This is a genomic window from Thauera butanivorans NBRC 103042, from assembly GCF_001591165.1.
GTDB lineage: Bacteria > Pseudomonadota > Gammaproteobacteria > Burkholderiales > Rhodocyclaceae > Thauera > Thauera butanivorans.
In genome coordinates, this window is record NZ_BCUG01000003.1 from 33,528 (window position 1) to 54,005 (window position 20,478).

14 protein-coding genes are annotated in these 20,478 nt (G+C 66.0%); 12 read left to right on the forward strand and 2 right to left on the reverse strand.

Annotated elements, in window-relative coordinates; translation table 11 throughout:
* The first annotated feature begins 6 nt into the window (after window positions 1-6).
* Window positions 7-1,779 (forward strand): dihydrolipoyl dehydrogenase, encoded by a 1,773-nt coding sequence (gene lpdA / locus TBU01S_RS01455; protein ID WP_068634864.1) that lies wholly within the window; start codon window positions 7-9, stop codon window positions 1,777-1,779.
* A gap of 111 nt (window positions 1,780-1,890) precedes the next feature.
* On the opposite strand, the gene TBU01S_RS01460 is transcribed toward lpdA, so the two are convergent.
* Entirely contained in the window at window positions 1,891-2,511 is a 621-nt protein-coding gene (locus TBU01S_RS01460; protein WP_245650816.1) for a GrpB family protein, read from the reverse strand.
* Between TBU01S_RS01460 and TBU01S_RS01465 the strand changes: the two genes are divergently transcribed.
* The 7 genes from TBU01S_RS01465 (at window position 2,510) to TBU01S_RS22835 (ending at window position 13,990) form a co-directional block, all read left to right on the forward strand.
* Entirely contained in the window at window positions 2,510-3,070 is a 561-nt protein-coding gene (locus tag TBU01S_RS01465; protein WP_068634866.1) for a Uma2 family endonuclease, read from the forward strand. The genes TBU01S_RS01460 and TBU01S_RS01465 overlap by 2 nt on opposite strands.
* 299 nt (window positions 3,071-3,369) lie before the next feature.
* A complete protein-coding gene (locus tag TBU01S_RS01470; protein WP_068634867.1) occupies window positions 3,370-4,851 on the forward strand; it encodes a flagellin N-terminal helical domain-containing protein in 1,482 nt (493 codons plus the stop codon).
* 220 nt (window positions 4,852-5,071) lie between these two features.
* Window positions 5,072-6,166, forward strand: coding sequence for a methyltransferase domain-containing protein (locus tag TBU01S_RS01475; RefSeq protein ID WP_068634868.1), 1,095 nt, complete (start codon window positions 5,072-5,074; stop codon window positions 6,164-6,166).
* A 9-nt stretch (window positions 6,167-6,175) separates the two neighbouring features.
* Entirely contained in the window at window positions 6,176-7,108 is a 933-nt protein-coding gene (locus TBU01S_RS01480; protein WP_068634869.1) for a hypothetical protein, read from the forward strand.
* Complete coding sequence (locus TBU01S_RS01485; RefSeq protein WP_157659068.1) at window positions 7,095-8,642, forward strand: hypothetical protein; 1,548 nt, start codon at window positions 7,095-7,097, stop codon at window positions 8,640-8,642. The genes TBU01S_RS01480 and TBU01S_RS01485 overlap by 14 nt, the downstream gene beginning before the upstream one ends.
* Window positions 8,643-8,665: 23 nt before the next feature.
* Complete coding sequence (locus TBU01S_RS01490) at window positions 8,666-10,150, forward strand: methyltransferase domain-containing protein (RefSeq protein ID WP_068634871.1); 1,485 nt, start codon at window positions 8,666-8,668, stop codon at window positions 10,148-10,150.
* A gap of 105 nt (window positions 10,151-10,255) precedes the next feature.
* The gene (locus TBU01S_RS22835; protein ID WP_083953400.1) at window positions 10,256-13,990 is read left to right on the forward strand and encodes a glycoside hydrolase family 99-like domain-containing protein; all 3,735 of its coding nucleotides are present in this window, start codon (window positions 10,256-10,258) and stop codon (window positions 13,988-13,990) included.
* A 24-nt stretch (window positions 13,991-14,014) separates the two neighbouring features.
* On the opposite strand, the gene TBU01S_RS01500 is transcribed toward TBU01S_RS22835, so the two are convergent.
* A complete protein-coding gene (locus TBU01S_RS01500) occupies window positions 14,015-16,309 on the reverse strand; it encodes a tetratricopeptide repeat protein (protein ID WP_068634872.1) in 2,295 nt (764 codons plus the stop codon).
* 303 nt (window positions 16,310-16,612) lie between these two features.
* On the opposite strand from TBU01S_RS01500, the gene TBU01S_RS01505 reads away from it, so the two are divergent.
* The 4 genes from TBU01S_RS01505 to fliS all read left to right on the forward strand — a co-directional run bounded on the left by TBU01S_RS01505 (window position 16,613) and on the right by fliS (window position 20,466).
* Window positions 16,613-18,094 (forward strand): flagellin N-terminal helical domain-containing protein, encoded by a 1,482-nt coding sequence (locus TBU01S_RS01505; RefSeq protein ID WP_068634873.1) that lies wholly within the window; start codon window positions 16,613-16,615, stop codon window positions 18,092-18,094.
* Window positions 18,095-18,176: 82 nt separating this feature from the next.
* Entirely contained in the window at window positions 18,177-18,566 is a 390-nt protein-coding gene (locus TBU01S_RS01510; RefSeq protein WP_068634874.1) for a flagellar protein FlaG, read from the forward strand.
* A 23-nt stretch (window positions 18,567-18,589) separates the two neighbouring features.
* A complete protein-coding gene (gene fliD / locus TBU01S_RS01515) occupies window positions 18,590-20,047 on the forward strand; it encodes a flagellar filament capping protein FliD (protein ID WP_068634875.1) in 1,458 nt (485 codons plus the stop codon).
* Window positions 20,048-20,061: 14 nt separating this feature from the next.
* Complete coding sequence (gene fliS, locus TBU01S_RS01520; RefSeq protein WP_068634876.1) at window positions 20,062-20,466, forward strand: flagellar export chaperone FliS; 405 nt, start codon at window positions 20,062-20,064, stop codon at window positions 20,464-20,466.
* The last annotated feature ends 12 nt before the right edge of the window (window positions 20,467-20,478 follow it).

Here is a 20,478-nt window from a genome sequence, read left to right on the forward strand (position 1 = left end):
ATCGCCATGAGTCTAGTGGAAGTAAAAGTTCCGGACATCGGCGATTTCGACGCGGTGCCCATCATCGAGCTGTTCGTCAAGGTCGGCGACAGCATCAATGTGGACGACGCGATCTGCACGCTCGAATCCGACAAGGCGACCATGGACGTGCCGTCGAGCACGGCCGGCGTGGTCAAGGAAATTCTCGTCAGCCTCGGCGACAAGGTGGCCGAAGGCACGGTGCTGATCAAGGTCGAGTCGACGACTGCCCCGGCAGCGACCTCGGCAGGCACAGGCGCCGCGACGGCCGCACCTGCCGCGGCTCCGGTTGCCGCCCCGGCAGCCGCCAGCCACAGCGGCAGCGCCGACGCCGAATACGACATGGTCGTGCTCGGCGCCGGCCCCGGCGGCTACTCGGCGGCCTTCCGCGCCGCCGACCTCGGCCTCAAGACCGCGATCATCGAGCGCTACGCGACGCTGGGCGGCGTGTGCCTGAACGTCGGTTGCATCCCGTCCAAGGCGCTGCTGCACGTCGCCGCGGTCATCGAGGAAGCCGAGCACGTCGGCACCGCCGGCATCAGCTTCGCCAAGCCCTCGGTGGACGTCGACGCGCTGCGCAAGCACAAGGACGGCGTCATCGGCAAGCTCACCGGCGGCCTCGCCGGCATGGCCAAGGCACGCAAGGTCGACGTCATCCGCGGCTACGGCAACTTCCTCGACCCGCATCACATCGAAGTCGAGGAAACCACCGGCAGCGGCTGGGACACCACCGGCGCCAAGAAGGTCGTCAAGTTCAAGAACTGCATCATCGCCGCCGGCTCCGCCGCGGTGCATCTGCCCTTCATCCCGAAGGACCCGCGCATCGTCGATTCGACCGGTGCGCTGGAACTGCGCCAGGTGCCGGACAAGATGCTGGTCATCGGCGGCGGCATCATCGGCCTGGAAATGGCCACGGTGTATTCCACGCTGGGCACCCGCCTCGACGTCGTCGAAATGCTGGACGGCCTGATGCAGGGCCCGGACCGCGACGCGGTCAAGGTGTGGGAGAAGCAGAACGCCCACCGCTTCGACAAGATCATGCTCAAGACCAAGACGGTCGCGGTCGAAGCCAGGGACGACGGCATCTACGTCACGTTCGAAGGCGAAGGCGCGCCGGCCGATCCGGTCAAGTACGACATGGTCCTGCAGTCGGCCGGCCGTTCGCCCAACGGCAACAAGATCAGCGCCGACAAGGCGGGCGTCATCGTCGGCGAACGCGGCTTCATCCCGGTGGATGCGCAGATGCGCACCAACGTGCCGCACATCTTCGCCATCGGCGACATCGTCGGCCAGCCCATGCTCGCCCACAAGGCCGTGCATGAAGCCCACGTCGCCGCCGAAGTCGCCGCCGGCCACAAGGCCGCCTTCGACGCCACGGTGATCCCGGGCGTGGCCTACACCCATCCGGAAGTGGCCTGGGTCGGCTACACCGAGGCGCAGGCCAAGGCCGAAGGCAAGAAGGTCGAAACCGCCAAGTTCCCGTGGGCCGCCAGCGGCCGCGCGATCGCCAACGGCGCCGACTACGGCTTCACCAAGCTGATCTTCGACGCCGAAACGCACCGCGTCATCGGCGGCACCATCGTCGGCCCCTCGGCCGGCGACATGATCGGCGAAGTCTGCCTCGCCATCGAAATGGGCGCCGACGCGGTCGACATCGGCAAGACCATCCACCCGCACCCCACCCTGGGGGAAACGGTCGGCATGGCCGCCGAAGTCGCCCACGGCAGTTGCACCGACCTGCCGCCGATGCGCAAGAAGTAAGCGCCAGGCTGCACGTTGTCGCCACCGGAAACCCGCCCGCGAGGCGGGTTTCTTTTTGGCCGCTGCTTGCCTGCCGGACAACGGCAAGCGGAACCACGGTGTGCGGACGGCTCAGCCGCCCGCCTCCTTCCGCGCCACCCGCATCACCCCCGCGATGAAATCGGTCTTCGCCTTCGCATAGGCGACACGGTCGTCCGGATGCTCGCTGGCAATCCGCTGCTTCAGTTCGCCATATGCCCGTGCCACGGCGGGGTTCATACGCAGGTAGTCGCGGAACAGCAGCCGCTCCCATTCCGGCGAGTCCGGTTCGAGGCAATGAATGTGATGCGTGCGCCGCCCCGCCACATCGCGCTTGATGAACCACGCATAGCCGATGCCAGGCAATCCACTTTCGCGGCCGCGCCAGAAGAACTCGTAGCCCTCGCGCTTCAGGGCCGGCGCGATGTGCTGCGCCACGCTTGCCATCGAGCACACTTCCAGCAGCATGTCGACGACCGGCTTCGCTGCCAGCCCCGGCACGGCAGTGCTGCCGAAATGCTCGATACGGCCGATCAGATCTGCCGGCAGCAATTGGCGCAGATGGGCCGCCTCAGCAGCAAACAAGGCTGGCCAGGCAGGATCGTAGGGCACGATCCGGACACGTTCGCGCAGTGCACGCTCGACATGGCTGGGCTGATGCTTCATGGACGGAACTATAATCCCGAATCGGCCCATAGCCCGGACACGCACCATGGCCCTGCCCCAGCCCACGCCCCCTTTCACCGCCGAAGGCTACCTGCAATGGGAAACCGAGCAGCCCGACAAACACGAGTTCGTGCGCGGCGAAACCTTCGCCATGGGTGGCGCAAGCAGGCGGCATGTCACGATTTCCGGCAACGTCTTCAGCGCGCTCGACGACGCCCTGGAAGGCAGTCCCTGCCGCGCCTACATGGCCGACATGAAAGTGCAGGCTGCCGAAGACGAGGCCTACTTCTACCCCGACGTGCTCGTCACCTGCGACCCGGCGGACCACCGCGCCGAACAGTTCATGCGCGCGCCCTCGCTGATCGTCGAAGTGCTTTCCCCCACCACCGCCGCCTACGACCGCGGCGAGAAGTTCGCTGCCTATCGCCGCATCGCCTCGCTGAAGGAATTCGTCCTCATCGACCCCGATCTGCGCCGCATCGAATACTACCGCCTCACCCCTGCCAGACACTGGGAGCTTCAGGACATCGAACCCGAGCAGCCGCTGGTGCTGCACGACCTCGGCATCTCGATCCCATGGCAGAAGGTGTTTCGCAACGCGGACTGAAGATGCGGTCCAAGACTAGCTCGATCTGACCCAGCACACCGAATGCCAGGCGGGACCCATCGCCGGGTTCCGCATGCAAGGTGGCAAAAAGCCCCGGCCGACACCGGCAAAACAGGCAAAGTTTGCCGGCAGGCAACATGCATCCACCGGCAATCCAATGAGCAAAAAGGGAATATCTGCGTGATAACGCACCTGGCACAAATCTCGCTGTAGTACGTCCAGAGAGCTCGGGCGCCGGCAACAGTGCCCTCAGGACATGACCCGGGCCCACTTCGAATCGGACATCCGGGAGATTCAAAATGGCACAGGTCATCAACACCAACATTCCTTCGCTCAACTCGCAGCGCAACCTGAACATCTCGCAGGGCTCTCTCTCCACCTCCCTGCAGCGGCTGTCTTCCGGCCTGCGTATCAACAGCGCCAAGGACGACGCCGCCGGCCTGTCCATCTCGGAACGCATGAGCGCCCAGATCAATGGCCAGAACCAGGCCCGGCGCAATGCGAACGACGGGATTTCCCTGGCGCAGACTGCCGAAGGCGCATTGGAATCCGCCAGCGAAGTGTTGCAGCGCATCCGCCAACTGGCCGTGCAATCATCCAACGCAACCAACTCCCCATCCGATCGCCAGGCACTCAACGCCGAAGTCAACCAACTGACCGCCGAGCTCGACCGGATTGCCAAAACCACCGAGTTCAACGGCCGCAAGCTGCTCGACGGCTCCTTCACCACCGCCACCTTCCAGGTGGGTGCCAATGCCGGCCAGATGATCTCGGCCACCACCGCCAACTTCAGCACCAACCAATATGGCGGCTATCGCATCGGAACGCAGGCGGCAGCCAACAGCGGAGCGAAGGGCGATCTCACACCGGGCAGCACGCCGTTCTCGGTTCCTTCCGCGGCGGCGGCCACCAACCGGGTCGTCGGCGGCACGCTCACCATCAATGGCGCGGCAGGCTCTGCGCCCGTGACCATCCCCGCCGGCGCATCGGCCAAGACCGCGGTGCAACTGATCAATACCGAAAGCGGCACGACTGGCGTCACGGCCTCGGCAAAGACCGAGTTCGACATCGATTTCAGTACGCCCAATACCAGCTACAAATTCGATATCTCGTCGGACAACAGCACGCCGATCACCGTCTCCTTCACCATCGGCGCAGAAGACAACGACGGCCTGGCCGCCGCGATCAACGCCTTCAACGACGTCTCGGCCAAGACCGGCGTCACCGCACGGGTCAGCGACAGCGGCGACGGCATCACCTTGCTGAACGCGTTCGGCGAGAACATCACCATTGCCAACGCAGCCTCGGGTTCCAATGCAGCCACCATCGGCGGCGCAGCCGCGGCGGCAGGCAGCACCGTGATCGGTACCGGCGAACTCGTGCTCGACTCCGACAAATCCTTCAGCGTGACCGCTGCCAACACAACGGATTTTTTCAACAACACCAACGCCGCCGCCCAGTTGCAGAAAGTCAGCGACCTCGACGTCAGCTCGGTCGAGTCGTCCCAGCGCACGCTGGCCATCGCAGACTCAGCGTTGTCCGCCATCAACGGCCAGCGCGCGAAATTCGGCGCCCTGCAGGCCCGCTTCGAAACGACGATTTCGAACCTGCAGATTTCAGCCGAGAACCTGTCCGCCGCGCGTTCCCGCATCCGCGACACCGACTTCGCTGCCGAAACCGCCAACCTGACCCGCGCGCAGATTCTCCAGCAAGCCGGCACCGCCATGCTGGCCCAGGCCAACGCGCTGCCGCAGCAGGTGTTGCAGTTGCTGCAGGGTTGAGCGGCGACGCCCGCATGGCGCTGGAGGTCTGGCCTCCCGCACGCCACGCGGACTCGTCTCGATGAGCGAAATGACCGTCATTCCGGCAGAAACGGCCTGAATGACGGAAATGAGCGGGTTCTTCCCCTGATTTCAGCGCGACGTATCGGTGTTGCGCTGGCATAGTGTGGCTGCGGCACATTGTTGGCGGCCGCGTTTTCATGCTCACCGGGGCCCCTGCATGACCCGTATTCTTGCGCCAGGCGTCTTCGACGTCTTTCACATCGGCCATCTCAATTACCTGATGGCTGCCAGCCGGCACGGCGATACTCTGGTAGTCGCCGTACAGGAAGACCGCGCCGCAGAGCGGCAAAAAGGCATCCAGCTCGCCACGCCGCTGGCCGAACGCATGGCCCTCATCGAACAACTCCGTTTCGTGAGCGAAGTCGTCAGCTATTCCGAGGTGTTCCAGGGGCCGCTACTGGAAGCACTCGACATCGACGTGTTCACATGCGGCGACGAATACGGTTGCGACCCACGCTATCCCGATCAACAGAAGACCCTGCAATTCTGTGCTGACAAAGGCATACGGGTGGCGCGGATTCCACGCACGCACCATGTCTCGTCGACACGCGTGCGTGCCCATCTCCGGCAATTCTGGTCCGCACGGGCGGCCAAGGCCGCCGAACTGCCGGCGGGTGTGACCACGCTCGGGAGCTTCAACGGCGATCAGGATCAGGTACGCCAGCAAACTCTGCGCGAATGCGCGCTGATCCGCCAAGTCGCACAAGGCCAGCAGGCCAGCAGCCTGATCGATCTCGGCTGTGGCGATGGCCGGCATCTGGCCGAGATCGCCAGCGGTTTCGAGCGCATCACCGGCGTCGACTTCGCACCCGAACTGATCGCCCTTGCGCAACGCAAGCTCGAAGCCGCTGGAACCGAGGCCCAGCTGCAACTGCACGCGGCGGACATTCTCGAATTCCACACGCCCGAGCAATTCGACCTGATCCTGTTGTCGGGCATCACCCCCTGCCTCGACGACGACCAGCTCGGGCAGTTGCTGCACAAGATCGCTGGACTTGCCCACGCCCGCTCGCGCCTGCTGATCCGCACATCCATCGCGCTCGACAAGCGCATCGATCTGGTCAATTTCTTTTCGCACGAACTAGGCTCCACCTATACCGCCTATTACCGCACCCAGGCTCAAACCATCGAAGATGTGCACCGTGCCGGCTGGACGCTGTGCGAGGCCGTGCCGCTGTACCAGCACCGGCCGGACACCGCCGTATGGTGGTTCGAGTTCGCTCGCACGCCGGATGACGCCCCCATTGCATGAGCGCCCGTCATGAGCGAACCGACATTCACCGAAACCCTGCTGCTCGACCTGCTGCGCTCGCAGGAAGCCATGCGGCTGGACATCCAGCGCCTCGCCCATCTGTGCGACGATCAGGCCCGAGAGCTGGCCGCACTGAGGAACACCCTCTCCGCACCCGCTCCCCAGGCTGAAGCACAGTCCGCAGTCCCCCTCAACGCCAGCCTGACGTTGCCGTTCGGCCTGCTCGCACCACACGGCACGCCGGCGCCCGGCGATGTGCTTGCCGCCGTCCGGCGGGACATCGCTGGCGCCTTCCACCCGCCCCCGGATACCCTGCTGCCCCGCGCCGCCTACATCCTGTACCGCCAGATACAGGGGCTGGATCTGCGGACGCAACGCCTCGCCGCCATTACCACCGCGCGTACCGAACTGGCGGACATGCTCGCCGTCACCCAGGCCGCTTCGGCGGTGGAGCTGCGCCTGTACAGCGCGGACGGCCCGCTGGAGATCATCGAATACGACCGCAGCGCCCCACCTTCGGCCAGGTGGCTACCCGCCGGCCTGCCCGCCCTGCCCTGGCTGCTGGAAAGCTGCGATGTGCTGTGGATTCCGGACCCGTTTCTCGCCAGCCTCACCCTGCGGTGCCGTGGCGTATTTGAAGGCTTTGCCGAACGGGTACGGCATGGCGTACTGTTTTCGCTCAACGCCGGCGACTGGAAGGAAAACGACGCCCGGACGATCGCGCACGGCGTCGGCTTCGTCGAAGTATCGCGCCCTTTCGGCTCCGGAACCAACGCCTACGTCACCCGCCTGCACGAAAGCCAGGGCCACTATCCGCTGACCAACGAACCGCCTGCACCCAGCAACGGCCCACTGTACCTGCTGGCCTCGAAAATCCCCAGCCCGGCTTTTCGCATCGGCCACGCTGACGAACGCAACGAGGCTCCGCATGAATCCATCTAAGCCGCGTTTCGTGATCTGGGGCTACGGATCGGAAAACATGTTCCACGACTTCGGCGCCATGCTCATCGCCCAAGGCCACGAGGTGCTGTTTCTGCCCGACGAGAAGCTGGATCGCAGGGAGGAACTGCAGACCCTGCTGCATGCCCCCTACATACTGCTGACCTCGGCCCATTTCGGCCGCGACACGCGCATCCTGCACGACTTCTATCCCGACATCCGCATCGGCAACGAATTCCTCGACCTGCTCCATCATTGCCCGCCGATCCTGTCGGTGTTCTACCCGCACGATCTGTCCACCCCGCTGGTCATCAACGAACCCCTGCTGCTCGATGCCTTCGATCTGGTGCTGTGGCCGACGCCGTTCTTCGGCTATCAGCCGAGGCCACGCAAACTGGTCGAGGTCGGCTGGATCGGCTTTCGTGACCTCCCGCGCCCCGCCAGTGCCCGGCAATACGACAGCGTGCTGCTGTTTTCGGACATCTGCCACCACATGCGCTGCTTGGGCATGGCTGCGACGCACGCCAAGCTCATGCCGATTCTGGAAACCGGCACCGCCATCAAGTTTCCCCGCTGGCCCGGTCATGAGGCCATCGAGGAATACTTCTCCAGCCGGGGCGCCCACGTCATTGCCGCCACCACGCCCGCCGGCAGCCTCATCCAGGACAGCCGCCTGATCGTCTCCAACAGCGTCAGCAGCATTTCCGTCGAGGCCGCCTACATGGGCACCCCGGTCATCAATCTGCTGGAAGAGTATTTGTCCCCAGGGCTGCAAGAGAATCTTCTTGCCGGCCTGCCCGGCTGCGTACTGAGCAGCTATGCCGACTTTCCCATCCATCTCGCCAACCCGCCCAAGGCTGTGCCGCCGTGCGTGAAGCGCTTCGACGACGCCCGGGTGCTGGACATCATCCTTGCTGAAGCGGCACTGCGCGACCCTTGCGAACGGCCACTCCCTTCCCGCATCGAAATCCTGACGCGCTCCGTAACGGCCAGCCCGCCTCCTGCCACCACTGGTACCTCTCTTCCGGCGGAAGAAACATCTGCCTCCGATAGCAACACCCAGTCCGATGCACATACCGACGCTCTCCCGCCGTCACCACGGGCAGGGGCAAATGAGGAGAAGGACAGGGCCGAGCTCGCCGCCGCGCTGCGCCTGCTGGCGCTCGACCAGATGGAAGAAGCCTTCGCCATCCTGCAGACTCTGGTCAGCGCAGGCACTCCGCTCGCCGCGCCCTATCACCAGATCGCCCTGCTGGCGCTCAAGCAGGACGAAACCACCATCGCGGAAGAATTCCTCACCCTGGCTTGCGAACGCGAACAGCCCCCCGGCGAAGCCCATCTCGAACTCGCCAGGCTGTTCTTCGCCACCGGGCGCTTCGACGACACACTCAGCACCCTGAGCCCCCTGCTCCGCCACGGCCCCGCAAACAACCCCGATGCGCACGGCCTGCTGCGCCGCACGCTGGGGGCTGCACCCGAGCTTGGTGCCATTGCATGGGCCAGACTGATCGCCGATCTCAAGTGGCAGCACGGATAGAGCCTTCCCCACAGGATATTCTGATGACGGACACTCGCAAAACTGGCATCGAACGGGACGCCGCCGATCCTGCTGTCAAGCAAGACCGCCAGCAAGCCGAACTCGCCCACCACCTCATCACCCAGGGCCGGTTCGCCGAAGCCGCCGAAATTCTCACTCCACTGGTGTTGGCGGAAACGCTGCTGTTCGCCCCCTATTACGATCTCGGCTGCCTCGCAGTTCGCCAGGGCGATGTGGAAACCGCCATCTCGCTGTTCAACATGGCACTGTTGCGCGATCCCGGGTCTGTCGCTACCCGCCGCAATCTCGCGCTAGCGCAAGGCATTGAACACCGTTACGAAGAAGCCCTCGCCACCCTCAGCCCCACCCTGCGTTCAGGCCAGGCCGGCAACGAGGACTACGGCTTGGTGCGCGACATCCTCGGCAAGGCGCCGGCGCTTGGGCCGATTGCCTGGGCGCGGCTACTGTCCGACTTGCGTACCCCCTCGCCCGAACAGAAACGGGCGCTGGACGAGTACGACGCCCTGCTTCAACAACTCACCGTGCGGAAGTCAGAAAACGACCACCTGCGTGCCAAAATCGCCGAAGTAACCACTACACAGCCCGTTACATCGCAGGCAACCAGCTCCTTTCTGACGGCCCTTGGATATCTGAGTGCAAACAGTCTAGCGGGCTTCAAGTGGTTTTCTGACGAAAACTCGTACCGTGTCTGGGATCAACAGGTTGAGACGATACAAACGGAGATCGAGCGCTACATCGACACCCAACGGGAATTCCCCGGCTATTGCGGCCTGTGCGGGCAATCGACGGTTTTTGCTGTTTCCTCCGGACTCCAGCTTGAAGGACATACTCATCTACGGGAGGGCATGATCTGCGCCCGCTGTGGCACCCATAACCGTGGCCGTGTGCTTGGCCTTGCAATCCAAGACTTTACGAATCGTCATAGCAATATGGCAGACATCCTGCTGATGGAAGCCACCACCCCCTTGTTCGGCCTTCTGTCCCGCCGTCTGCCGAATCTGATCGGCACGGAATTCCAGTCGCCCACGATTGCCGGCGGCACAGCCATGGATGTCGGAGGACGCCAGGTGCGTCACGAGAACATCCTTGATTTGTCCTTCCCCGACCAAAGCCTGAATCTCATCGCCCACGCAGACCTGCTAGAGCACGTCCCGGATGTCGAAACCGCGCTGTCGGAGTGCTTCCGGACATTGCGCAACGGTGGCGAACTGATCTTCAGCGCTCCATTCTCCCAGACGATGAAACAGTCGAGAAAACGTGCTGAACTGCTGCCTTCTGGTGAAATTCGACATTTCGCGCCGGAGGAATACCATGGCACGCACTTGGCCTACTACAACTTCGGCTGGGATCTACTCGATCTCTGCCGTGCCGCCGGCTTCTCCAACGTCCGGATTGGTGTCTGTTTCGACCCGCTTCAGGGTCTGCTGTCAACCGGCCGCTTCGGTGGCTATTTCATGCAGCCGATCGTCTTTTCATGCATTCGCTGAAGACCATCCGCACCTGTTCCCATGAACGGCCCGGGCACTTGCTGAAACGCCTGCGCAGTACCCCCCGAACGACACCCCAGCAACCGGATTTCACCCACATTCCCCATGTCTCCGAAGCTCATCGCCTTCCACCTCCCCCAGTTCCACCCCATTCCGGAAAACGACGCATGGTGGGGCAAGGGCTTCACCGAGTGGACCAACGTCACCCGTGCCACGCCGCGCTTTCCCGGCCACCACCAGCCGCAGTTGCCGGCCGACCTGGGCTTCTACGACCTGCGCCTGCCCGAGGCGCGCGCCGCCCAGGCCGAGCTCGCCCGCGAATACGGCATCCACGGCTTCTGCTACTACCATTACTGGTTCAACGGCAAGCGCCTGCTGGAACGCCCGGTGGAGGAAATCCTCGCTTCCGGCGAGCCGGACTTTCCTTTCTGTCTATGCTGGGCCAACGAGAACTGGACGCGGCGCTGGGACGGCGCCGAACAGGAAGTGCTGATCGCCCAGCACTACAATGACGACGACGACCGCGCCCACATCCGGTACCTGATCCCGTTCTTCCGCGACCCGCGCTACATCCGCATCGACGGCAAGCCGCTGATGCTGATCTACCGTGCCCGCCACCTGCCCGACCCGAAGCGCTCGCTGGCCATTTGGCGCAACGAAGCACGCAAGGCCGGCGTGGGCGAGCTGTTCATCTGCCGGGTGGAGAATTTCTTCAACGAACGCGACGACCCGCACACGCTGGGTTTCGACGCCTCGGTGGACTTCCAGCCGGACTGGAAGGCCATCACCGAAGAGAATCCCAGCGTCGTGCTGCCGGACGAACATTTCGTGATCGATTACAGCGATCTGGTCGACGCCCAGCTCGAACGTCCGGAGGTTGCGCACCTGCGCTTTCCCGGCGTCACCCCCTCCTGGGACAACTCCGCGCGGCGCAGGAAGAACGCCTTCATCATCGCCGACAGCAGCCCGGAGGCCTACGAGCACTGGCTTGCCGAATCGCTGCAGCGCATCCGCAATCGACCGGAGAGCCAGCAACTGGTCTTCATCAACGCCTGGAACGAATGGGCCGAGGGCAACCACCTGGAGCCCGACCAGAAGTTCGGGCACGCCTACCTGGAAGCCACGCGACGCGCGCTGGAACAGGCCATCTCGCCGGATGACCTGAAGCGCCCGCCGCTGACCGATCCGCTCCGCCACCACGGCTTCGCCATCCGCCAGCACTATCTCAAGCACCTGGCCGCGCAACGCATCGGCAAGGCCGCCGCGCAACTGCACGACGAGCGCCTCGCCGGCACCACGCCGCCGCACATCCACCTCGTGCTCGACGCCACGCGCTGCGGGGACGAAGCCCTGTCGCGCTCGCTCAAAGCCATCTCCGGCCAGCTTTATGAGCACTGGCATCTCGACGTGCTGTCGATACGGCCGGCGCCGCAGGTCGCCTCGTCCCGTCTGGGATGGCATACCCTCGCGCCGGAGCAGGCCAGCCAGGCGGCGGCCGAGCTGATCTCGGCCAGCAATGCGGATCGGCATGCCGTGCTCGTCGGCGGCGACATCCTGGCAGAGGACGCGCTGCTGTTCGCAGCCCAGCATGTGATCGACCACCCGGACTGCCCGCTGATCCTCACCGACGGCGACACCCGTGCAGCGGACGGCAGCCCGGTACGCACCTGGCTGGCGCCCGGCATGAACCCGGACTGGCTGCGCTCCACGCTGCGCATCGGCGGCGCGGTGATCGCCGGCCAGGCCATCCTGCTCGATGCGCTGCGCGACATCGGTGATTCGCCCTGCGATGCGCTGGCGCTGGCCGCCGTCTTGCGCGCGCTCGAATCTCCCATCACGCCCCACCACCTGCCGCGCATCGCGCTCAGCCACCCGGATGAACAGGAAGCCATTCCGCTCGCCTTCCGCGCCGACCTGCTCACCCTGCACCTCGCCCGCCTCGGCCAGGCCGCCACGCTGAAGCACGCCTTGATCGACGATGCCTGCCATGTGAATTACGAACATGCCGGCCCCACACCAGCCGTCGCGGTGCTGCTCGGCAAACCAGCCTCAGCCGAGGACATCCTGCGCACCGTCCAGGGCGTGCTGGCACGTGCCGATGGCTTCCCGGCATCTATCCTGCTGCCCCGCACGGCGGATGCCCCACCCTCCGTGCGCGACTGCCTCGCCCAGCTCGCCGGCCTGGATTCACCCAACATCCGCATCCTCGACGTGGCAGACGCCCGTCCTTCTGCAGTCTTCAACCCGCTCGCCGAAGCCGCCACGGCACCGCTGCTGCTGTTGCTCGATTGCGGACTGATGCCACTCGACGACGGCTGGCTGCAGGCGCTCGCGGGCCACGCGCGGCGCCCAGGCATCGGTGCCGTCGGCGGACGCATCGTCGCTCCCGACGGCAGCCTGTGCGAAGGCCTCGTCCGGCTCGGCCAGGGCGGCATCGCCGGCAGCCCCTATCTGGGCATCTCGGCCAACTACACCGGCAACGGCGGAGAACTTCACCTGGAGCAGAACTGCGTGGCGGTGTCCGGGCGCTGCCTGATGGTGGCGCGCACGGTTTTCCTCGAAGCGGGCGGCTTCCGCACCGAACGCTATCCGGAAACCCATACGGCAACCGACTTGTGCCTGCGCCTGCACAAGCGCGGGCTGCGCCACGTCTGGACGCCGCACGCCACGCTGGCCGCCCCCGGCACCGTCGCGCCCCGGCCGTTCGCCCCGCCCACGGCCGCCGACGCGCCCCTGCTCGACGACTGGCTGCGCGAAATGCCTGCCGACCCCTACGCCAATCGCCAACTCAGCCATAGCGGCACGCGTCCGCGTCTGCAGTTCGATCTCGCGCTCGCCCACGATCCGCTGCCCTGGCATCCGCGCCCGCGCATCTACGCACACCCGGCCGATCTCACCGGCTGCGGCGAAATGCGCATCCTGGCCCCCATGCGCGCGCTCGCCCGCGCGGGGCTGATCCAGGGCAACGCCGGCACGCGCTTCCTCGGTCCCTGGAATCTCGCCGCGCTGGCTGCCGACACCGTAGTCACCCAGCGGGTCCACACCGACATGGCGCTGGAATGGCTGAACGCCTACCGGCGCCACCGGCAGGGCCTGTTGATCTACGAACTGGATGATCTGCTTGGGCGCATTTCGCGCGACAACGAGCTCGGCAAGGGCTTCCCGGCGGACATCGAGGCGCGCGTGACCCGGGCCATCGGCCTGTGCGACCGCCTGGTGGTGTCCACCGAACCGCTCGCCGCCGCCTACGGCCGCCATGCGGCGGAAACGGTGGTCGCCCCCAATCTGCTCGACGACGCGGTGTGGGGGCCATTGCGCGCACAGCCCAACGACAGCCCGCGCCTGCGTGTCGGCTGGGCCGGCAGCGCCAGCCACGGCGGCGATCTGACGCTGCTGGAAGAAGTCATCCGCGCCACCGCCACGCAAGTGGATTGGGTCTTCATGGGCTTCTGCCCGCCGGCGCTGAAATCTCTGCTGCGCGAAGTGCATCCGCCGGTCGCGGTCAAGGACTATCCCGCCGCGCTGGCCGGCCTGCGCCTGGACGTCGCCGTCGCCCCGCTGGCCGCCAACGCCTTCAACGAGGCCAAGAGCAACCTGAAGCTGCTGGAATACGGCGCGCTGGGCTACCCGGTGGTATGCAGCAACATCCTGCCCTACCAGGGCGGCCTGCCTGTCGTCCGGGTGGCCAATACGCCCCAGCAATGGCTCAGCGCCCTGCGCCGCCTGCTCGCCGACCGCGAGGAACGGGAAACCCTCGGCACGGCCTTGCGCGAAGCGGTACGCGCCAACTGGATGATCGATGCCCGACGCGCCGAATGGCTCGCCGCGTGGACGCGCTAGCCCGCCGGCAGGCCTGGCTCTTGCTCAGCCCGTCACATCGATGTGCGCCGCCGGCAGCCCCTGCCGGTGGCGTGCCCAGGCCAATTCCAGCCCCATGCCGAAATGGCGGGCGAAAGCCTGCGCGTCGAACAGCGGCACCTGCTCCCGTGTTCCGCGCAACTGCGCGCGCAGCGCGGCGCGGCGCCGGCCATCCCCGACCAGATCCAGCACCAGCGCCTCGTATCCGGCTGCATCCCGCGCCACCAGTTGCGGCAGCCCCGCCGCGCCGACGATGCTGGCCGATACCCGCGACACGAAACTGTCGCCGCACAGCGCCACCTGCGGCACGCCCGCCCACAAGGCATCGCTGGCGGTGGTGTGCGCATTCACCGGAAAGGCATCAAGCGCCAGATCGGCCTGCCCCAGGCGCCCCAGGTGCTCGGCCGCGGGTACGCGCGGCGCCCACACCAGCCGGGCCGGATCGATACCCGCCGCGGCCGCCTCGCGGATGAAGACGGCCTTCGCGCTGGCCGGCCCGTCGAGCAGCCACAGCACCGCCTGCGGGCATTGCAGCAATACGCGCAGCCACAGCGCGAACGTGTCGCGGGTGATCTTGTAATACTGGTGGAAGGCCGCCAGCACCACCGCGTCGTCCGGCAGGCCCAGTGCCACGCGCGCGGGTGTTTCGCCGATCTCGCGCCGCCGGTCGTTGGGCTGGTAGCAGCCCGGCAGGCGCAGCACCTGCTCGCTGTAGCCGGTTTCGGCGCCGGATGGAATCACCACCGCATCGGCGATGATGTAGTCCAGCCACGGCGCCCCCATGCTGCCGGGAAAGCCCAGCCACTGCATCTGTACCGGCGCCGGGCGGTGGGCGAGGATGCCGGCGCGATAGCCCTGCGTCCAGCCCTTGAGGTCGATGGCGATGTCCACGCCGTCGGCGCGCATGCGTTGCGCGGCCTCCAGATCGGACATCGGTGCCACCGACACCCACTCGGGAATCACCGCCCGCAGCCGCTGCCGATAGGCATCGCCTTCGCGCACGGGTGGACCGTAATCGTAGGCGATCAGGTGGAAGCGCGCCGGGTCCAGCGCCTCCAGCATGCCAGCCATCAGGTGCGCGGTGGCGTGGTCGCGGAAATCCGCCGACAACAGGCCGATCCGCAGCGCGGACCTTTCGCCGTCCCGCGCCGCACGCTCCGGCAGCGGGGCGCTCCCCTCGAACTGCGCAGCAAAATTGCGCGCCACGCGCAACTGCGCCTCGGCCGTGGCCCCCGGTGTGCTCAGCCAGGCAAACGGCGACGGACAATGGCCGCTGGCGAGGGACAGGCCGCCATCCGCCATCTGACGCGCCAGTTCAGCTTCCATCAACTCTGCGCCATCCCAGTCCGCCACCTGCCGGCAGGCATGCGCGCCCTGCAGCAGCCAGGCGGGGCGGGGCGCGCGCGACACCGCCCCGACGAACGCCGCCCGCGCCTCCTCGTGCTCACCGAGATCGACGCACACGCAGCCCAGGTTGTACCAGGCATCCACGCATTCACCATCCTTGGTCAGCGCCTGCATGAAACACTGCTTCGCCTCCCCCCAGGCACCGGCATCGCGCAGCACAGCGCCCAGGTTGCTGAATGCCAGCGCCCATTCCGGTGCCAGCACCGCCGCGCGCCGGCCGGCCTCGATGGCTTCCGCCAGCCGCGCCTGCTCCCGCAGCAGCACGCACAGGTTCGACCAGCTCGGCGCATCCTCCGGCGCCTGCGCAAGCGCGGCGCGCAGCAGGTGCTCGGCTTCGGCCTTGTCACCGGCCGGATCGTCGACCAGCAACGCGCCCAGCATCGCCAGCGCGCCCGCGTCCTGCGGCAGATGCTTCAGGTTCAGGCGGCAGAACGCCTGCTTCAGCCCGGCATCGCCCAGTTCGAGCAACAGTTCGCGGCACAGCCCCGCCAGCCCGGCATCCTGCGGCGCGCGCTCGTAGGCCAGCCAGAACTGCTCCAGCGCCTCGATGCGCTCGCCCTGCTCCAGCAGCGCGCACGCCAGGTTGTAGCGCGGCGTGGCCGCATCCGGCAGCAGCGCCACCGCCCGGCGGTGCGCGGCAATCGAATCCAGCTGTTCGTCCGACGCGGCCAGCGCGTTGCCGAGGTTGCTCCAGGCCTGTCCGTCCTCGGGCAGCAGTTCCACGGCGCGGCGCAGCACCCGCACGGCCTCGCCATGTTCGCCCAGCAGGTGCAGGGCGCTGCCGAGCAGTTTGTGCGCAGGGCCGGCACCCTCATGCCGCAGGCACAGCCCACGGGCAAGTTCCGCCGCCTGTGCATGGCGGCCGGCGGCGAAATGCGCGGCGGCTTCGCTCAAGATCCTTTGGTCCGATGCCGAAAGAGAACTGTGTCCGGTCATGGCAAGGCAGTGCCCACGCTTGAAAGGTGCCGCATCTTACCGTGCTCCACACGCGCCCCGGCATGGCTTATCCCGACGGCAAGCGACCAGCGGCAACGATTGCCGCCCCCAGGCAGGAAAACCCTAAAGTCCGGCACCTTGCCGCCGTTAATGGAGCCAAGAGCACAGGAAAACGGTTTATCGGACTGGCTCCTGGAACTGACCGGCTTTCACCACGACACCGCCGGACCTTTTTTGATACTTCTCTGACGGAGAACAATCATGTCGCAAGTCATCAACACCAACGTTCAGTCGCTGAATGCCCAACGTCACCTGAACGGTTCCGGCAGTTCGCTGGCCACTTCCCTGCAACGCCTGTCTTCCGGCCTGCGCATCAACAGCGCCAAGGACGATGCCGCCGGCCTCGCCATTTCCGAGCGCTTCACGTCCCAGATCAAGGGCCTGGATCAGGCGCGCCGCAACGCCAACGACGGTATCTCGCTCGCGCAGACCGCCGAAAGCGCGCTCGAATCCGCCGGCAACGTGCTGCAGCGCATCCGCCAGCTCGCCGTGCAGTCGTCCAACGCCACCAACTCGGCCTCCGACCGCCAGGCGCTCAACGCCGAAGTCAACGAACTGACCGCTGAACTCGACCGCATCGCCAAGACCACCGAATTCAACGGCCAGAAGCTGCTCGACGGTTCCTTCACCTCGGCCGTGTTCCAGGTCGGCGCCAACGCCGGCCAGAGCATCACCGCCACCTCGGCCAACTTCAGCACCAGCCAGTACGGCAACTACCGTGTCGGTTCCAAGGTTGCCACCGACGCCGGCGCCAAGGGCGACCTGACCGCCGGCAGCACGGCCAACGCGATCGCCTCGAACGCCGCGGCCACCAGCCGCGTGGCGGGCGGAGCCGTCACGATCAACGGCGCCACCGGTGCGTCTACCGTCACCATTGCCGCCGGCGCCTCGGCCAAGAAGGCCGCCGAGCAGATCAACGCCGAAACCGGCAAGACCGGCGTCAAGGCATCCGCCAAGACCGAGATCGACGTCACGGCCATGACTGCCAACACCTCGTACAAGTTCGACCTGACGTCGGACAACGCCACTGCCGTCACCGTGTCCTTCACGGTCGGCAGCGCGATCGACCAGGACGGCCTGGCCGCTGCGGTCAATGCCTTCAACGACGTGTCGGCCAAGACCGGCGTGACTGCCCGCGTCAATGACGGCGGCAACGGCATCACCCTGCTCAATGCCAACGGCGAGAACATCACCGTCGCCAACGCCGCAAGCGGCTCGGCAGCAGCAACCGTCGGCGGCACAGCCACTGCCGCAGGCGCGACCGCCGTCGCGACCGGCCAGCTGGTGCTGGATTCGGAGCGCACCTTCAGCATCGAAGCGGCCAACACCAGCGACTTCTTCAGCGCCACGGCAGCATCAGGGCAACTGCAGAAGGTGGCCGATCTGGACGTCAGTTCGGTGGATTCGGCCCAACGCAGCCTGGCCCTGGTCGACTCCGCGCTGGCGGCGGTCAATAGCCAGCGTGCCAAGTACGGCGCCCTGCAGTCGCGCTTCGAGACCACGATCGCCAACCTGCAGACCACCTCGGAAAACATGTCGGCCTCCCGCAGCCGCATCCGCGATACCGACTTCGCTTCCGAGACGGCCAACCTGACCCGTGCGCAAATCCTGCAGCAGGCCGGCACGGCGATGCTGTCGCAGGCCAACGCCCTGCCCAACAACGTGCTGTCGCTGCTCCGCTGATAGCCGCAGTCTGACGGTGTAGCATCACCCGGCGCGGGGCTCGCAAGAGTCTCGCGCCGTTCGCCCATCAAGGAGGTGAATCGTGAACATCGAGTCGATCGGCAACGCCATTCCGCAAACGACGCGCATCCTGTCGCAGGCCACGCAGTCTGCGCCGCAGGCGGCGGCGCCCAGTCCCGAGGCAGTCGCAACCGGCATGCCGGCCGCCGGCACGCCCGCGGTCACGACGGCAGCCGTGCAGCAGCCCGATGCGCAGCAGATCGCGCAGGCCGTGGAAGAAATGCGTACCGCCATTTCTCCCGTGGCACAGAACTTGCGATTCTCCATCGACCAGGATATTGGCCGTACCATCGTCAAAGTTGTGGATGCATCCACCGACGAGGTCATCCGCCAGATCCCATCCGAGGAAATCGTCGCCATCGCCAAGGCGATGGACAAACTGCAAGGGCTGCTGATCAAGCAGCAGGCCTGAGCGACACAGAAGGAGAACGCATCATGGCCGCGATCACGTCCGGGGGTTCCGTCCTCGACATCACATCCATCGTCAGCCAGTTGATCACCGCCGAACGCACGACGACCCAGCAGCCGCTGGTCACCAAGCAGGCCGCGCAGACCGCCAAGCTCTCGGCCTTCGGCCAGATCAAGGGCGCCTTGAGCAGCCTGCAGACGGCAGTGGATGCGCTGGGCAAGAACGACGTGTTCGGCGGGGTCAAGGCCACGGTCAGCGGCAAGGGCTTCACCGCCACCGCCAAGGCGGGCACCTCGACCGGCAATCATTCCATCGAAGTGTTCCAGCTCGCCAAGGAGCAGCGCGTCTCCACCGACGCCGCCACCAGCTTCGTGCCGGCCGCCGGCAGGCTGAGCGTCCAGTTCGGCACCGTCAACGAAAGCGGCAACTTCGAAGCCGACGCGGAACGGATGGCTGCGTTCGAGTTCGAGGGCGGCACGCTGGCCGAACTACGCGACGCCATCAACCAGAACGCCTCGCTCGGCATCAAGGCCACCATCGTCAACAACGGCAAGGCCGACCAGTTGGTGCTCACCGGCGCAGCCATCAACGGCCCGGCCACCGGCGCGAACATGGCCTTCAAGCTCACCGGCACCGACGGCCTGGAAGGGCTGAGCTACGACCCGGGCACCGGCTCCACCGGCAACGGCATGCATTCGGTGCAGGCGGCACAGGACGCCCGCCTGAAGGTGGACGGCATCGAGATTTCGCGCGGCAAGAACACAATCGACGACGTGCTGGAAGGCGTCACGCTCACGCTTAACGACGAACCCGAGGCCGACGTGGCCAGCCTGAAGGGCACGCTGGCGCTCGCCACCGACAACGAAGCGGCGCGCAATGCGATCGACGCCTTCATCAAGGCCTACAACGAAGTCACCGACACCCTGAAGTCGCTGACCACCTATGACGCCACCACCCGCCAGGGCTCGACGCTGACCGGCGACTCCACCGTGCGCAACATCCAGTCCACGTTGCGCAACGCCCTCAACGACGCGCTGGGCGGACTGGGGGGCGTACATTCGCTGGCGGAACTGGGCATCAGCTCCGGTGCCACGACCAACAAGGAAACCGGCCAGGTCACGGTGGACGGCAAGCTGTCGCTCGACAGTTCCAAGTTCGAGGCCGCGCTGTCGAACCCGGACAAGGACATGACGGCATTTTTTGCCGGCAAGGACGGCGCGAAAGGCTTTGCCGCCACTTTCAGCGAGCGCCTCACCGGCCTGCTGGACAGCAATAACGGCCTGATCGCCACCCGCACCAAGGGTATCGACGACAACATCAAGGCCCTGGAAGAACAGTACAACCGCATCGACGAGCGCATCGTCAGCATGGAAGAACGCTACCGCCTCGAATTCTCGCGCCTCGACACCCTGCTCGCCGGCATGTCGCAGACCAGCAGCTACCTGGCCCAGCAACTGGCCAACCTGCCCAAGATCGGCAACTGAGGAGACGGAGCACCATGTTCGGCACCTCCTACGCCAACCGCGCCTCGGCCTACGCCCGCGTCGGCACCGAAACCAGCGTCGAAGCGGCCAGCCCGCACAAGCTCATCCTGATGCTGTACGACGGCGCCCTGCTGGCGCTGCGCACCGCGCTGGTCGCCGTCCGCAACAAGGACATCCCAACCAAGGGCCAGTCGATTTCCAAGGCCATCAACATCATCGACAACGGCCTCAAGGTCAGCCTGGACATGAATGCCGGCGGCGAACTGGCCGGACGCCTGCATGCGCTGTACGAGTACATGAGCGAGCGCCTGCTGTATGCCAACCTGCACAGCAGCGAAGCGGCGCTGAACGAAGTCGTCGGCCTGCTCGCCAGCCTGCGCGAAGCCTGGGCCGGCATCGCCGACCAGGCAGCGGCCTGAACGGGAGCCCGA

Coding starts and splice junctions, on each gene's coding strand:
- lpdA (WP_068634864.1), top strand. CDS start 7: ATGAGTCTAGTGGAAGTAAAAGTTCCGGACATCGGCGATTTCGACGCG.
- TBU01S_RS01465 (WP_068634866.1), top strand. CDS start 2,510: ATGGCCCTGCCCCAGCCCACGCCCCCTTTCACCGCCGAAGGCTACCTG.
- TBU01S_RS01460 (WP_245650816.1), bottom strand. CDS start 2,511: ATGGTGCGTGTCCGGGCTATGGGCCGATTCGGGATTATAGTTCCGTCC.
- TBU01S_RS01470 (WP_068634867.1), top strand. CDS start 3,370: ATGGCACAGGTCATCAACACCAACATTCCTTCGCTCAACTCGCAGCGC.
- TBU01S_RS01475 (WP_068634868.1), top strand. CDS start 5,072: ATGACCCGTATTCTTGCGCCAGGCGTCTTCGACGTCTTTCACATCGGC.
- TBU01S_RS01480 (WP_068634869.1), top strand. CDS start 6,176: ATGAGCGAACCGACATTCACCGAAACCCTGCTGCTCGACCTGCTGCGC.
- TBU01S_RS01485 (WP_157659068.1), top strand. CDS start 7,095: ATGAATCCATCTAAGCCGCGTTTCGTGATCTGGGGCTACGGATCGGAA.
- TBU01S_RS01490 (WP_068634871.1), top strand. CDS start 8,666: ATGACGGACACTCGCAAAACTGGCATCGAACGGGACGCCGCCGATCCT.
- TBU01S_RS22835 (WP_083953400.1), top strand. CDS start 10,256: ATGTCTCCGAAGCTCATCGCCTTCCACCTCCCCCAGTTCCACCCCATT.
- TBU01S_RS01505 (WP_068634873.1), top strand. CDS start 16,613: ATGTCGCAAGTCATCAACACCAACGTTCAGTCGCTGAATGCCCAACGT.
- fliD (WP_068634875.1), top strand. CDS start 18,590: ATGGCCGCGATCACGTCCGGGGGTTCCGTCCTCGACATCACATCCATC.
- fliS (WP_068634876.1), top strand. CDS start 20,062: ATGTTCGGCACCTCCTACGCCAACCGCGCCTCGGCCTACGCCCGCGTC.